This window comes from Halomicrococcus pelagicus (assembly GCF_051917725.1).
Taxonomy (GTDB): Archaea; Halobacteriota; Halobacteria; order Halobacteriales; family Haladaptataceae; genus Halomicrococcus.
Map to the genome: position 1 here is coordinate 795,460 of NZ_JBQBLX010000001.1, position 13,209 is coordinate 808,668.

Genomic DNA, 13,209 nt, shown 5'->3' on the forward strand with positions numbered 1-13,209 from the left:
CGACGTGACGGAGAAGAGGTGAAGGGAGCGGCGTAAGGGGTAGGATGGACCGAGCACGACGCGACGGACCCAGTCCGATTATTGGCGACGATAATCTGAGTGAGACATTTATACGAGCTACGGAAACTCACGGACGAGGAGATGGTCTCGAACGTCCGGACGGCCCCGGGAGTCATCGAACGAAACGACGGCAGGCACGACTACCTGCTCCACGAGGGCGAGCGATATCTCCTGTCGCTCTCGGAGGTGGGCCGGAGCGTCATCGCGCTCTCGGAGGCGGGACTGGACACCGACTCCCTCTCGGCAGTGCCGGACGAGCGAGCGCGCGAGACCGTCGACGAGCGGACGGAAGCGTACGCGACGGCGCTCGACGCCATCAACGACCACTACTTCGAGGCCAGAGTGTTCGAGGAGGACGCTCGCGGCAAGTTCCACAGGTACGACTCGACGGTCGAACGGAACCTGCGGTCGACGGTCGCCGAGGAAGCCTCCGCCTGCGTCGAGGACCTCCGGCGGCTACTGGACGCACACGACGCGCTCGTCGACGCCCTCGAGTCGACGGGGTTCGCGGACCGCGACGAACGCCTGGAGACGGTCGCGTCGCGCAACACCGGCCGGGCCGTCCGGGAGGGGTGGTATCCGGTGGTCCGGGCGTACGACCTCGCACTGAATCCGGGCGAACGCATCGCGGAAGGGAAAAAGCGCAGGCGACAGCGCCTGTACGGCCAGTCCGACCTGCCGGGCGTCGCCGGACTGCTCGACACGGCGCTGTTCGAACGGTTGACCCGCGACGACCTCGACCGCCTGCGAGCGTTCGATACCCGCGCGCCCGAGGACGCCCTGCGGGTTTCGAGCCGACTCGTCGAACGTCACCGGTGGCTGCTGGCGGAGACCGGCCGGCGGCGTCAGTGAAAGCGACTCGCGTCGCACTCAGAGCGACAGCCACCGCGTCGTGACGTCCTGTTCCTGCAGGTGCCAGCGTTGCTCCGCGTACCCCTTTCGGCAGCGGACCTCGACGACGGCGTCGAAGACGGGTGCCAGCGTCCGGACGAGGTCCGAGTTCACGTCGGTCGGCAGGTGGAAGTGCCCCATCCCGTCGTCGCAACGGACGCGTGCGGTGAGCACACGCAGGAATCGAAACACCGCCTCCGCGCCGTGTTCCTCCACCAGCGGCACGACAGAGTCGACGCAGACGCGAAGTTCGGCCGGGTCGAGACCGCCGCTGACTGCGCGGAACTCGTCGATACACTCGACGATAGCGTCGTCGAGAGCGGGCAGGGACTCGTCGGTGACCCTGACCGCCGTCACGTCGGCGTCGGGCGTTCCGGCGGCCCCGGACGTTTCGGCGGCCTCGGACGTTCCGGCAGCGGAGGCGCCCCGGGTTCGGGTCGTCCGGTCGACGACGCGGACCGTCTCCGAACCAGTTCCGGGGGAGGGATAGTGGGAGTGGTTCGAGAGGCGGTCGCAGCCACTCGCGTCCGTGCACACCAGCAGTCGCCGTCGCGGTCGCTCGCGTGATTCGCCGAGGAAACGGTCGCACGCTCGGTCGAGAGCGTCGTCACATCTCGGCCCGACGAGAAGGATGCCGCATCCTCGCCGCTTGAGCCCCGCGAGCGCTCGTCTGAAGACGGCAGCCTCCGACGACGAGAGGGTATTTCCGTCGCTACTATTCATCTCTCAAATATGTCGATGTATCGTGCAATAAGGCTTCGGGTGCCGTCTCGGCCGAAAATCCGGCAAACCTCTCCCCGTCTGCTGGTGGTTTCAATCCCCGACCGACTACGGTGACGTGATGACCGACCACCTGTTCAGTCCCCGCTCGTTCCGCGAGACGACGGTCCCGAACCGCGTGATGGTGTCGCCGATGTGTCAGTACTCCTGCGAACCGGACGGACTGGCGACCGACTGGCACCTCGTCCACCTGGGGAGTCGCGCCGTCGGCGGGGCGGGCATCGTGATGACGGAGGCGACCGCGGTCGAGCCGCGAGGCCGCATCACGCCGAACGACCTCGGCATCTGGAGCGACGAACACGCCGACGCGCTCGCGCCCGTCGCGGAGTTCGTCCGCGGTCAGGGAGCCGTCCCGGCCATCCAGCTCGCCCACGCCGGCCGGAAGGGTAGCAAGACCCCGCCGTCGGAGGGCAGCGAGACGGTCGCGCGGGACGAGGGCGGCTACGAGGCGCTCACCCCGAGCGCCGACGTCTGGCCGTACGACCGGCCGAAACCGGCGCTGACCGAGATGGACCGCGACGACATCGAGACGCTCGTCGGAGATTTCGCCCGCGCCGCCGAGCACGCTCTCGACGCCGGCTTCGAGATAGCCGAGGTCCACGCCGCACACGGCTACCTGCTCCACGAGTTCCTCTCGCCCGCGGCGAACGACCGCGAGGACGAGTACGGCGGCAGTTTCGAGAACCGCACGCGTCTCGTCCGCGAGGTCGTCGACGCGGTCCGGGAAGCGTGGCCCGACGACAAGCCCGTCTTCGTCCGCATATCGGCGACCGACTGGCTTCCCGACCGCGAGTCGTGGACCGTCGACGACTCCGTGCGCCTCGCCGACCGCCTCGCCGACCGGGTCGACCTCGTCGACGTGAGCGCGGGCGGCCTCCATCCGGACCAGCAGATTCCCAGTCCGGGGCCGAACTACCAGGTGCCGTACGCCGAGCGCATCCGGGAGGAGGCCGGCGTCCCGGTCGGCGCCGTCGGCGGCATCGTCGAACCGGCGCAGGCCGACGCCCTGATTCGCAACGAACGGGCCGACCTCGCCATCCTCGGTCGCGAACACCTCCGTGACCCGTACTTCGCGCTCCGCGCCGCCCAGGAACTGGACGCCGAGGACGTGGAGTGGCCCGTGCAGTATCGACGCGCCGTCTGACGCCGTCCGGAAATCTCAAGTTTATAATCGCGGCGTGCCGTGGATGCCCGCATGGACCGAGTTGCAGTCATCGGCGCGTCGATGACGGAGTTCGGCGAGCGCGACGCGTGGCTCCGCGAGTTGCTCGCGGAGGCCGGCGAAGCGTGTCTCGACGACGCGAACGTCTCGCCCCGGGCGGTCGACCACCTGTACGTCTCGAACATGGCCAGCGGCGAGTTCGAGGGCCAGACCGGCGTCCCGAACGCGCTGGCTCACGACCTCGGCGCGATGCCGGCGTACACCCAGCGCGTCGACCAGACGAGCGCCAGCGGCGGCGCGGGCATCTACTCCGCGTGGCAGTCCGTGGCCTCGGGCGCGAGCGACCTGACGCTGCTCGTCGGCGGCGAGAAGATGACCCACAGGACGACGGCGGAGGCGACGGACGTCATCGCCTCGCTCACCCATCCTGCCGAGTACAAGCACGGCGTCACGCTCCCGAGTTTCGCCGGCCTCACGGCGCGGCGCTACCTCCACGAGTACGACGCACCGCGGGAGAGCCTGGCGAAGGTCGCCGTGAAGAACCACCGGAACGGCCTCGACAACCCACACGCGCAGTTCCGCAAGGAGGTCGACCTGGAGACGGTGATGGACTCGCCCGTCGTCGCCGACCCCCTCAGGCTCTACGACTTCTGTCCCATCACGGACGGGAGCGCCGCGCTGTTGTTCTGTCCCGAATCGACGGCCGAGGAGTACGTCGACGAGTACACCGTCGTCTCGGGCATCGGGGGCGCGACCGACACCCACGTCGTCCACGAGCGCACGGACCCCACTGTCATGGGAGCGGCCGTCGAGAGCAGCGACGTCGCCTACGAGATGGCCGACCGCGAACCGGACGACGTGGACGTGGCCGAACTCCACGACATGTTCACCATCCTGGAGTTCCTCCAGAGCGAGGCGGTCGGCTTCTTCGACCAGGGCGAGGGCTGGCGGGCCGTCGAACAGGGTATCACCGACCGCGACGGCGACCTCCCGATAAACACCTCCGGCGGCCTCAAGTCGAAGGGCCACCCGCTCGGCGCGAGCGGGGTCGCACAGGCGTACGAACTCCACCAGCAGTTGCTCGGCGACGCCGGCGCGCGCCAGGTCGACGCCGAGGTCGCGCTGGCGTGCAACGTCGGCGGGTTCGGCAACTGCGTCACCACCACCATCATGGAGGAAGCATGAGCGAGGACGAGTCCACCACGTTCGAGGCGCACCGCTGTCCCAACGGCCACCTGACCTACCCGGGCCACCCGCGCTGCCCGGAGTGTGCCGAAGCGCAGGTCGAAACCGTCGACCTCGCGGACCGCACCGCCGAGGTCGTCACGTGGACGACGAACACCGCGACGCCGCCCGGCGTTCGCTCGCCGAACTCCCTCGCCATCGTGGAGTTCACGGTCGACGGCGAACCGGTACGCGCCATCGGCCAGTTGACCGAGGACGCCGAGGTCGACATCGGTGACCGGGTGCGGCCCGTCTACGCCGAGGAACTCAGGGACCCCGACGCCGGCATCCGGGAGAAGGAAAGCCAGGAGTGGGACGGGTACCGATTCGAACCGGTCTGAGCGCGGTTCATCCGCCTCTCACGGTTCGAATCGGTGGTGAGAATCGGCCTGAGCGCGGTTTTGCTCGGCCTCTCGGGAATCGAGCCGACGGTGAGACCTCCCCGCCTTCGTGCGTTCGATGGTACCAGTTCACAAAAATTCTTTTGTCGACACTTCCCGAACGTCCGGTCATGCCCGACCCGTTCGGTCGCGCCATCCGCGACTTCCATCGCGGCGAGCAGGACGAACCGCTGCTGCAGCGAGACGGCGACCTGACCCTCGACCACCCCATCGAGCGGTTCTACTTCTCGTCGTTCACGGTCAACGGCGAAGAGAGTGAGTGGCTGGCGTCGCGGCTCGACGGCCCGCTGCTCGACATGGGGGCCGGCGCGGGCAGACACTCGCTGTACTTCCAGGAGCGGTTCGAGACGGTCGCCGTCGAGGTCAGCGACCACCTCGTCGAGACGATGCGCGAGCGCGGCGTGGCCGACGCACGCCGCGGAGACATGTTCGCGCTCCGCGAGCAGTTCGGACGCGGCCGGTTCCGGTCGGCGCTCGCCATCGGCACCCAGCTCGGCCTCGCGCAGTCGATGCAGGGCCTGCGGAAGTTCCTCGGGGACCTCGCGTTCGTCACGACCCCCGACGGAACGGCGGTTGTCGACTGCTACGACCCCGACCACGAGGAGACCGAGGAGCTGCTGGGGTACCGCGACGACCCGACGCCGGGGCTGGCCCACCGCGTGATGCACTTCGAGTACGAGGGCGACGTGAGCGACGTCCTCCTGTTTCGGCTGTTCGCCCCCGACCGGCTCCGGGAGGCAGCGGTCGGCACGGGCTGGACGGTCAGCGAGGTCCGGTACGGCGACGACGGCCCGCACTACCGGGCGGCGCTGGAGAAGTCGTAGCGGCCCCGTCGCGAGGGGTCAGATTCCGGCGTCCGCGTCCTCGTCGTCGCCGTATCGGTCGTCGTCACCGTGTCGGTCGCCGGCGTCGTTGCCGTCGTCCTCGCCTGCGTCGCGGTTCGCGTCCTCGTCGTTCTCGTCGTCGCTCTCCTCGCTCCCGTCGGGGTCGCGTTCGCCCAGTTCCTTGCGAATCGACCGCAGTTCGGCGTCCACGTCCACCTCCGGACGGTCGTCCTCGCCGTTCCCGTCGTCCTCGCCGTTCCCGTCGTCCTCGTCGCTCTCCTCGCGCACTTCGATGTCGACGGCGTCGTCTCCGAGTCGCTGGTCGGCGCGGTCGCTCTCGGTCGTCTCGGCGTCGATGTTCGCGGTCGTCTCGCGACCGGCGTCGGCCCGTTCGCGGCCGGCCGACACCTCCTCGCGGATGTCGTCGTTCAGCCGCCGGGCCTCGTCGAGGAGCCGACGAGCGGCCGGTTCGCGCGGAAGGTCGCCCTCCGTGAGCGTCTCGTCGAGGTCGGCGAGCGCGGCGTCGAGTCGGTCGAGCGTGGCGCGACTGGCGCGCTGGGCGCGCGAGCCGAGTTCGTCGCGGGCCTGGCCGGCCGCGTCGGCGGCGGTGTCGCGCTCGGGGTCGACCAGACGGATGACCCGCTGGAGCATCTCCAGCGCGCGCACGTTCGCCTCGAGCACCGCGATGGCCGTGGGAATGCCGTGCTCGCCGGTGAACCGGAGTAGTTCGCCGGGCGTCGGCGGTCGCGGCAACCCCATTGGACCCCGCGGCGGCCGACCGAACTCGTCGCGGAGTTCCCGCAGCGTCGCCTCCAGTTCCTCGACGCGCTCCTCGAGGTCGTCCCGGTCGTCTGTCATGTACGAACGTTCGCACCGCAGGACAAAAGCGTTGGTTGCTCGACGGCGGTCAGAACCCCTCGCGGAGGAAGACCTCGCGCGGCGGGAACAGCGCCGCCAGGCGCTCGCCCGCGTCGGCGTCCGCGACCGAGAGGTTCCCGAACCGTTCGGCCTCGCCGACGGAGTGGTAGCCGGCCACGACCTGCGAGAGCGCGTTCACGTCCGTCGTCACGTCGGGGGCGGCGTCCGTCCGCGTGCAACTGGCGTCTTCACCGTCGAGTTCCAGCGCGAAGGTTCCCTCGTTCCAGTCGACCAGCGGGTCGGTCACTTCGAGGACGACGCGTCCCTCCGCGTCGGCGTCCCGTCCGTCAGGGTCGGCGACGCGGGAGAGCGCCCGGGGAACGTCCACGAGACGGAACATCGGACCCGTCCGAATTTCGCAGTCGACCGCGCGGGGGTCGTCGACGACGTCGAGAAGGTCGGCGTTCGCGGGTTCGTAGAAGCGCACTGACTCGACCTGCGAGTCGTGGTAGTGGAGGAAGCGCAGCAGGTGGCGGTACGCCTCGTCGTCCGCGAAGGCCAGGTCGCTCACGTCTAGGCGCTTGCCGTCGTCGCCGTCGTCGACGGTGTAGACGAGGTAGCCCCGTAGCTCCCCGTCCCGGAACCAGCCGTAGGCGTAGGGGTCCCCGTCGCTCCAGGTGTCGAAGGTCCGCTCGCGCCACCAGTCCTCGGTGCGGTCGACGGCCAGCGCGTGGTTCTCGCCGTGCGTGCGCAGGACGCGGGCGAGCGATTCCCAGTCGTCGGGGTCCAGACGGCGGAACTCGCCCGCGCGGTCGGTGTCGAGCGCCAGCGCCTCCGGCGTCGTCTCGTACCGCGTGTACCGGGTGATCGTCGCCCAACCGTACCGCCGGTAGAAGCCGTAATCGAACGGCCAGAGCGCCGAGAAGTCGACGTCGCGGTCCCGGTACTCTGCGATCGACTCGCGGAGCAGCCTGCCGACCAGTCCCCGGCGTCGATTCTCGGGCGGCGACGCGACCGCCGACAGTCCGGCGACGTCGCGCCACGCGCCGCACACGCGTGCGGTGAGCCAGTGGTGGGCGCAGACACAGCACAGGTCGTCACCGTCGTACAGCCCCCGGCGGTCGGCGAGGTCGACCGAGAAGTCGTCGTCCGACTCGTAGGTCTGTGGCCCCGCCTCCGGCTGGAACGCGTAGTCGAGCATCCGCTGGTACGTCTCGCGGTCCGCGTCCGGGACCGGTCGATACGTTGGCATGCCCCGAGGTGAGACGGGGAAGGAAGAAATAGGTTAGCAATCCGTCATCGACCGGAGCGTTCTCCCGGTGGTCGTTAGGACTCCGCGGCGGACCGTCGAACCGTTTCGGCGACCGCGTCGGAACGAGCGCCCAAGACCATCACAAATTTCGATTTTACATACTGCGTGTCGAGAATATGTTATGGTATCATCAACCAGCGAGTGAAATTTACTGTCGGAGTCCATGAACGGGCGAACACGACGCAACTTCCTCCTCGCCACGAGCGCGAGCGTCGCGGCCACGCTCGGCGTGATGAGCACGGGGACGAGCACACCGACCGAATCGTCGACCGACTGGAACGCCGTCGAATCGCCGACGACCAAGACGCTCAACGACGTCGTCGACACCGCCGACGGACCGTTCGCCGTCGGCGACGGCGGCGACGTGGTCGCGCGCCGCGAGAACGGCTGGCAGAAGGTCGTCGAGTACGGGCCGCAGGCGCGCAGTCGACCGCTGACCGGCGTCGACGTGACCGACGACGGCGAGCGGATCTGGTTCGTCGGCGGGAGCGGCGTCATCGGCGAGTACGACGTGACGACCGAGACGCTGACGAACTACTCCGCACCGAAGGACAAGACGAGCACGTGGGAGGACGTGGCCGTCAGGGGACGCGCCGGGGAGAACGAGCGGCTCTACTTCGTCAACGGGTCCGGTGAACTGCTGATCGGGGTTCGCGAGGACAGCGGCGCGCTCCGGTACGCTGACGTGCTCAAGCCGGGCGGCGGTTCCACGATTCCCGGTATCGAGTTCTACTCCCGCTGGGGCGGTCACGTCTGTAGCACCAGCCAGCTCGTCTCGAAGTCGACGACGGGCGGTATCGAGTGGGAACAGATCGGTATCGGGTTCTCCGGCGAGAGCTTCTTCGACGTCGCCAGCGTTGGACCGAGGGACGCGAACGTCACGGCCGGGGCGGGAATCATCTACCGATACGACGGGTTCCGATGGACGCCGCACGTCGTCGACCACGGGCGGCAGGCAATCCGCGCCATCGACCGCGACGGAGACGCGGGTCTCGCTGCCGGAGCCGGCGGGAAGGTCTACGAACGCCGGTCGACGGGCCAGTGGCGTCGCTACCGTACCGGCTCCGACACGAAGTTCCGGGGCGTCTCGCACGGGAGCGACGGCGTCGACGTCGCGGTCGGCAACAACGGTTCCATCGTCGAGCGAACGCGCGACGATTCGGACGGAACGCCGACCGCGACGACCGAGTCGTCTACCACGACCACGACGACCGCAACGACCACGTCGAACACATCGACCACGACGACCACCGGTACCACGACGACCGGTTCGACCGCAACCAGTGCTTCGACGGACACCGCGAGCGCTGCGCGCGTCTCGACTCCCGACGCCGGCGAGACGGTGAGCGAGTACGTCGAAGGGGAGTGGGTGTAACGCGACGGCGAACCGCCCGGACTACTGTCGCTTCGGTGACCTTTACGGTGCTCGCACGAGTACCCCGGCGCATGCCTGGCCCGGTCTTCCTCGACGGCGACGGCGTGACCCTGCGGACGGCGACCGAAGAGGACGTTCCGTTCCTGCGGGAGAACCACGACGACCCCCGCGTTCGGGCGACCCGGAGCGTCCACGAACCGGCGGACGACGAGTGGGCACGGCGCCGACTCGGCGGGACGATGGGCAGGGACGGCGACTCGCTCGCGCTGCTCGTCTGCGACGACGACCCCGTCGGCCTCGTCTACCTCGTCCGCGAGGACCCGAACGCACACACGCAGCGTCTCGGCGAACTCGCCTACTGGATCGCGCCCGACGAGTGGGGCAACGGCTACGCGACGGCAGCCGCCGACCGTCTCGTCGCCCACGCGTTCGACGACCTCGGTCTCCACCGCGTGACCGCCTCGGCGTTCGCCGACAACGTCGCCTCCCGGCGCGTGCTGGAGTCGGTCGGGTTCCAGGAGGAGGGCGTGGCCCGGAAGGAGGCGTTCGTCGACGGCGACTGGCAGGACGTGGTGCGCTACGGCCTGCTGGTCGAGGAGTGGCGGTGAACAGAACGCGGAGCCCGGGCCGTCCGCAGGCGGTCTACCAAGAATTAAGGTCCAGCCACACAATCGGACCTCATATGGACGAATCCCCCGAGGAGATTACGACGCTCGTCGGTCGCGAGGTGTACTCTAACAACGGCGTCTTCGTCGGCGAAGTCGATGACGTGCGACTGAACCTCGACGCGACGACGGTGACGGGTCTCGCGCTCGGTCGTCTCAACGACGAACTGTTCTCGAACCGCATCAACCCCAGCCAGGGCGTCATCCTCCCGTACCGCTGGGTGCGCGCGGTCGGTGACGTCATCCTCGTCAACGACGTCGTCGAACGGATGAAAGAGCCCGAGGAAGAAGTGAGCGACGACGAAGTGACCGTCTAGCTGCCGTTCGTCTCGCCGTCGACGCCCATCGCGTCGAACAGTTTCTTCTTGACGGCTTCCTCGGTCAGCGACAGCAGCGTGTCGCGGTTGTCGTCGCTCGTCTCGATGCCGGTGAAGATGCCGAGGGGAATCTCCGTGCTGGCCTGCGTCGAGTGGCCCGCGGCCTCGCCGATGTCGCCGAACGCGTCCTGGAGGACGTTGCCGATGTTCATCCGGATGTCCTTCGAGCGCGCCGCGAGGTAGATGGTGTCGTCGGCGATGCCGAAGACGGCGGTCGTGGTGATGCCTTCGAGGTTGAGGAGATGAGAGGCGGCCTGCGAGAGGGCGTCCCGGTCGCGGATGAAGCCGGCGTTGCTGACGAGGTGGCTCCCCTGCACCTCGCGATTTGTGATGGCCTCCGCGAGCACGTCGAGCGTCTCCGGCGACATCGAGGGCGACTCGACCTGTTCGAGGGTGTCGTGGTTGGCGAAGGGGTAGAGGTACGCGGCCGCGGTGAGGTCGGCCGGGGTGGTGTCGCGCTTGAAGTCCAGGGTCTCGGCCCGGATGCCGTAGAGGAGCGCCGTGGCGACCTCCTCGCTGAGGCTGATGTCGAACTCCTGGACGTACTTCGTCATGATGGTCGAGGTCGAACTGACGTTTGGTCGGACGTCCGAGAACGCGACCTCGTACTCCTCGTCCGGTTCGTAGTGGTCGATGAGGATGTCGACGGGATGGGCGAGTTCCGTATTGCTCGCTTTCACGTAGTCGATGAGCGCGAACGTGTCGTACTCGTCCATGTCCATCTCGTCGCGGGCGAGCAACTCGATGCCGAGCAGGTTGACGAACGCGCGGTTCTCCTGGTGGCCGATCTCGCCGAGATAGAGGATGTCCGCTTCGACGCCGAGACCGTCGGCGATCGCCTGGAGCGCGGCAGCGCTCGCGATAGAGTCGGGGTCGGGGTTGTCGTGCGTGACGATGGCGAGGCGGTCGTCGGTCTCCTCGATGACGGTCGAGAGCTTGCGCGCCTTGTACTCCAGTTCGCCGGCCTCCAGCGACCGGAGCGCGGAGTTGGCGATGACCGTCGAGGGGTTGATGACGACGTCCGCCCCGAGTTGCGTCAACTCGTCCGCGGAGACGGGGTCGCTCGCGCGCACGACGATGAAACGCTCGTCGTCGCGCCCGCGGATGTTCTCCACCGCCTCCTTGTTCGCCTCCACGTCGGACGAGAGGATGAGGACGACGTCGCGGTCCGCGACCATCTCCGCGACGTCCTCGTTACGGATGTCGGCCGACCGGGCGTTCAGGTCCTGGTCCCGGAGCGCCTCCACGCGGTCGGAGTCCCGGTCGACGATGAGAACCTCCTTGCCCTGTTCGACGAGTTCCTCGGCGACGGCGAACCCGACGCTCCCGCACCCCAGGATAGCGTACGTGGACATCGAGGAGATAGTGATCCCGGCACTCATTACGTGAGCCGTTTTCCCGGCCACCACTTAATGTTCCCGGAGCATGGTCGGAACCGAACGCGGGCGTCGAATGCCTCACGCCCCCGGACCGGAGCAACCGAGTCGACCCCCGCCCCGACGTTCGGAGAGGGCGGCGTCGACGCGGCCTGGACCGTGACTCCGCGACGGTCGAGTTCGGCCGTTTTCGGGCGACGGAAGCGCCCTCGGCGTTCCGAAAGGAAACGTATTTACGTCCATCCCGATTTTGTCAGAATGCGCTGGGCCGGTAGCTCAGTCCGGCAGAGCGTCTGACTCTTAATCAGACGGTCAGGGGTTCAAATCCCTTCCGGCCCGTGATTTTCCCACGACCGACACCGTGAGCGCTCCGTTCGCGGGATACGGCGGTCGAGCGTTTCAGGTCCTCACGTCGACGACGGTCGCCGCCTCGTCGACGGTCAGGTGTAACTCGTCGCCGTCACAGGAGACAGTGACGCGAATCCGGACCGGGTCTTCGGAGACGAGTTCCGGTCTGTGACTGCGAACCGCCTCCCGGATGGAGGGAACGCCGTCGAAGTCGGCGACGCGAAACTCCTCGTCGATGACGCAGTCGTAATAGAAAGCCTTCGTGACGGGATGCAGTACGACCGCTCTCGACAGCGGCAGTTGCGCACCATCCTCGCAGACGGCGCAGGTGAATCTGACCAGGAACCGGTCGCGTCTACCGCAAGCCCGACACACCGCTCCGGTCGCCGGGTCGTGTTCCCCACACCAGAACAGCGTCGACGCGACCGACCCGGCACACCTCGGACAGACGCCCTCGAACAGCATCGCGTGCCGGTGGTGTCGCTGGATGGTGGCTGCCTCGAGTATCTCCTCGGGAGCCCGCCCCGTCAGTCCCGCCGGCGAGAACGTCTGGAGGAGGACTATCCCCGGAGGAAACCCCTCTATTGAGAACCGGCCCTCGCACTCGGTGCAGGTCACGAGCAGGTGTGCGTCCTCGTATCTGAGCACCGTCGAACCGCCACAATACGGACACGGCTCGTCGAGTTCGCTGGCCTCGAACGGAGGGCTCTCGACGCCCGCCCTCTCGATGACCGCCCAGACGATGGCGCGTCCGGTGCCGCGTAGCTTGTAGCCGTCGTCCGTGCGACGGACGAAGGTCCCGACGAGTTTGTCGAGATGGTAGGTGAACTGCGAGCCGTCCTGCATGCCGACGCGTTTGCGGAGTTCGGCGAACGACAGAGCGGACCCCTCGTTGTACGGTGCACTCGCCTCCCAGAGCGACAGCAGAATCGCCAGCCGCGTCTCGTTGCTCAGGAGCGCGAACGCGTCGGCCATGGTCGGAGCAACCGGATTCGCCACCGTTTCGAGCGGCGAACCCATCCGGGATGGCGAAGTCATGTGTAATGCTAGCATCAACCACGATATGTGCCTGTCGGCGGGTTTCCGTGCCGCACTCGCGGGTGAGTCACCGGAAACGGGGACGGTCGGAGCCCCCACGTAGCGGTTCGACGTCTTCCCGGCCGACTCGTTCAACGTCCCCCCTCTCGGCTTCCCTCTTGGGGGCTGGCGTCTCCGGTCTGGTCCCGGCGCGACGCGTCGTCGGCCGCTGTTCAGTCGCTTCGAGGATGCGGGTCGTCAGCGCGATTACGACCCACGGAATCACGACGAAGAGGCCGAAGATCGCCACCCACGCGGCCAGGAGCAGGAGCAGTTCTCCCCTGGTCATCGATTCGTTTCCCTCTCGGTCTCCGTCGTCCAGACGAAGCTGACGAGCGGAAAGACGACCGCGAGCGCGAGGGTCGTCCCGGTTGGACGGCGTTCGTCAGTGGTCACTCCTCTCATCGGTCGTCAGTTCGCTCCCCGCCGCCATATATATTAGCTGAATTATATTTCCCTAAGACAGATTACCGAATCGG

General features: G+C 67.8%; 14 protein-coding genes and 1 tRNA gene. 9 read left to right on the plus strand and 6 right to left on the minus strand.

The window, feature by feature from the left end:
- Window positions 1–141: 141 nt before the first annotated feature.
- Window positions 142–912 carry a hypothetical protein gene (locus ACTF4R_RS04270; protein ID WP_440006502.1) on the plus strand — a complete coding sequence of 257 codons (771 nt, stop codon included), beginning with the start codon at window positions 142–144 and terminating at the stop codon, window positions 910–912.
- Between the two features lie 18 nt (window positions 913–930).
- Here the strand turns inward: ACTF4R_RS04270 and ACTF4R_RS04275 are convergent, their stop codons facing one another.
- A complete protein-coding gene (locus tag ACTF4R_RS04275; protein ID WP_440006504.1) occupies window positions 931–1,674 on the minus strand; it encodes a DUF7504 family protein in 744 nt (247 codons plus the stop codon).
- 118 nt (window positions 1,675–1,792) lie between these two features.
- On the opposite strand from ACTF4R_RS04275, the gene ACTF4R_RS04280 reads away from it, so the two are divergent.
- The 4 genes from ACTF4R_RS04280 (at window position 1,793) to ACTF4R_RS04295 (ending at window position 5,342) form a co-directional block, all read left to right on the plus strand.
- Window positions 1,793–2,875, plus strand: coding sequence for an NADH:flavin oxidoreductase/NADH oxidase (locus tag ACTF4R_RS04280; RefSeq protein ID WP_440006505.1), 1,083 nt, complete (start codon window positions 1,793–1,795; stop codon window positions 2,873–2,875).
- A gap of 51 nt (window positions 2,876–2,926) precedes the next feature.
- Window positions 2,927–4,078 carry a thiolase family protein gene (locus tag ACTF4R_RS04285; RefSeq protein ID WP_440006507.1) on the plus strand — a complete coding sequence of 384 codons (1,152 nt, stop codon included), beginning with the start codon at window positions 2,927–2,929 and terminating at the stop codon, window positions 4,076–4,078.
- Complete coding sequence (locus tag ACTF4R_RS04290) at window positions 4,075–4,458, plus strand: Zn-ribbon domain-containing OB-fold protein (protein ID WP_440006509.1); 384 nt, start codon at window positions 4,075–4,077, stop codon at window positions 4,456–4,458. Before ACTF4R_RS04285 ends, ACTF4R_RS04290 begins: the two co-directional genes overlap by 4 nt.
- A 170-nt stretch (window positions 4,459–4,628) precedes the next feature.
- Entirely contained in the window at window positions 4,629–5,342 is a 714-nt protein-coding gene (locus tag ACTF4R_RS04295) for a class I SAM-dependent methyltransferase (protein WP_440006510.1), read from the plus strand.
- 18 nt (window positions 5,343–5,360) lie between these two features.
- Here ACTF4R_RS04295 and ACTF4R_RS04300 read toward each other — a convergent pair whose 3' ends face one another.
- Both ACTF4R_RS04300 and ACTF4R_RS04305 read right to left on the minus strand, forming a co-directional pair.
- The gene (locus ACTF4R_RS04300) at window positions 5,361–6,200 is read right to left on the minus strand and encodes a DUF7547 family protein (protein ID WP_440006512.1); all 840 of its coding nucleotides are present in this window, start codon (window positions 6,198–6,200) and stop codon (window positions 5,361–5,363) included.
- Between the two features lie 49 nt (window positions 6,201–6,249).
- On the minus strand, window positions 6,250–7,452 hold the full coding sequence (locus ACTF4R_RS04305) for a GNAT family N-acetyltransferase (protein ID WP_440006514.1): 1,203 nt from the start codon (window positions 7,450–7,452) through the stop codon (window positions 6,250–6,252).
- Window positions 7,453–7,675: 223 nt separating this feature from the next.
- Here ACTF4R_RS04305 and ACTF4R_RS04310 point away from each other — a divergent pair, with 223 nt between their 5' ends.
- From ACTF4R_RS04310 to ACTF4R_RS04320, 3 genes are all read left to right on the plus strand, one after another.
- The gene (locus tag ACTF4R_RS04310) at window positions 7,676–8,887 is read left to right on the plus strand and encodes a hypothetical protein (RefSeq protein ID WP_440006515.1); all 1,212 of its coding nucleotides are present in this window, start codon (window positions 7,676–7,678) and stop codon (window positions 8,885–8,887) included.
- A gap of 71 nt (window positions 8,888–8,958) precedes the next feature.
- Window positions 8,959–9,495 (plus strand): GNAT family N-acetyltransferase, encoded by a 537-nt coding sequence (locus tag ACTF4R_RS04315; RefSeq protein ID WP_440006517.1) that lies wholly within the window; start codon window positions 8,959–8,961, stop codon window positions 9,493–9,495.
- A 74-nt stretch (window positions 9,496–9,569) separates the two neighbouring features.
- Window positions 9,570–9,869 (plus strand): PRC-barrel domain-containing protein, encoded by a 300-nt coding sequence (locus ACTF4R_RS04320; RefSeq protein WP_113275969.1) that lies wholly within the window; start codon window positions 9,570–9,572, stop codon window positions 9,867–9,869.
- Here the strand turns inward: ACTF4R_RS04320 and ACTF4R_RS04325 are convergent.
- Window positions 9,866–11,311, minus strand: coding sequence for a DHH family phosphoesterase (locus ACTF4R_RS04325; RefSeq protein ID WP_440006518.1), 1,446 nt, complete (start codon window positions 11,309–11,311; stop codon window positions 9,866–9,868). The two genes, ACTF4R_RS04320 and ACTF4R_RS04325, sit on opposite strands and share 4 nt — an antisense overlap.
- A 259-nt stretch (window positions 11,312–11,570) precedes the next feature.
- Between ACTF4R_RS04325 and ACTF4R_RS04330 the strand changes: the two genes are divergently transcribed.
- Window positions 11,571–11,644: transfer RNA gene (locus ACTF4R_RS04330), tRNA-Lys, on the plus strand.
- 60 nt (window positions 11,645–11,704) lie between these two features.
- Here the strand turns inward: ACTF4R_RS04330 and ACTF4R_RS04335 are convergent.
- The gene (locus tag ACTF4R_RS04335) at window positions 11,705–12,691 is read right to left on the minus strand and encodes a winged helix-turn-helix domain-containing protein (RefSeq protein ID WP_440006520.1); all 987 of its coding nucleotides are present in this window, start codon (window positions 12,689–12,691) and stop codon (window positions 11,705–11,707) included.
- Window positions 12,692–12,758: 67 nt separating this feature from the next.
- The gene (locus tag ACTF4R_RS04340; RefSeq protein WP_440006522.1) at window positions 12,759–13,019 is read right to left on the minus strand and encodes a hypothetical protein; all 261 of its coding nucleotides are present in this window, start codon (window positions 13,017–13,019) and stop codon (window positions 12,759–12,761) included.
- Window positions 13,020–13,209 lie beyond the last annotated feature (190 nt).

Coding starts and splice junctions, on each gene's coding strand:
- ACTF4R_RS04270 (WP_440006502.1), top strand. CDS start 142: ATGGTCTCGAACGTCCGGACGGCCCCGGGAGTCATCGAACGAAACGAC.
- ACTF4R_RS04275 (WP_440006504.1), bottom strand. CDS start 1,674: ATGAATAGTAGCGACGGAAATACCCTCTCGTCGTCGGAGGCTGCCGTC.
- ACTF4R_RS04280 (WP_440006505.1), top strand. CDS start 1,793: ATGACCGACCACCTGTTCAGTCCCCGCTCGTTCCGCGAGACGACGGTC.
- ACTF4R_RS04285 (WP_440006507.1), top strand. CDS start 2,927: ATGGACCGAGTTGCAGTCATCGGCGCGTCGATGACGGAGTTCGGCGAG.
- ACTF4R_RS04290 (WP_440006509.1), top strand. CDS start 4,075: ATGAGCGAGGACGAGTCCACCACGTTCGAGGCGCACCGCTGTCCCAAC.
- ACTF4R_RS04295 (WP_440006510.1), top strand. CDS start 4,629: ATGCCCGACCCGTTCGGTCGCGCCATCCGCGACTTCCATCGCGGCGAG.
- ACTF4R_RS04300 (WP_440006512.1), bottom strand. CDS start 6,200: ATGACAGACGACCGGGACGACCTCGAGGAGCGCGTCGAGGAACTGGAG.
- ACTF4R_RS04305 (WP_440006514.1), bottom strand. CDS start 7,452: ATGCCAACGTATCGACCGGTCCCGGACGCGGACCGCGAGACGTACCAG.
- ACTF4R_RS04310 (WP_440006515.1), top strand. CDS start 7,676: ATGAACGGGCGAACACGACGCAACTTCCTCCTCGCCACGAGCGCGAGC.
- ACTF4R_RS04315 (WP_440006517.1), top strand. CDS start 8,959: ATGCCTGGCCCGGTCTTCCTCGACGGCGACGGCGTGACCCTGCGGACG.
- ACTF4R_RS04320 (WP_113275969.1), top strand. CDS start 9,570: ATGGACGAATCCCCCGAGGAGATTACGACGCTCGTCGGTCGCGAGGTG.
- ACTF4R_RS04325 (WP_440006518.1), bottom strand. CDS start 11,311: ATGAGTGCCGGGATCACTATCTCCTCGATGTCCACGTACGCTATCCTG.
- ACTF4R_RS04335 (WP_440006520.1), bottom strand. CDS start 12,691: ATGACTTCGCCATCCCGGATGGGTTCGCCGCTCGAAACGGTGGCGAAT.
- ACTF4R_RS04340 (WP_440006522.1), bottom strand. CDS start 13,019: ATGACCAGGGGAGAACTGCTCCTGCTCCTGGCCGCGTGGGTGGCGATC.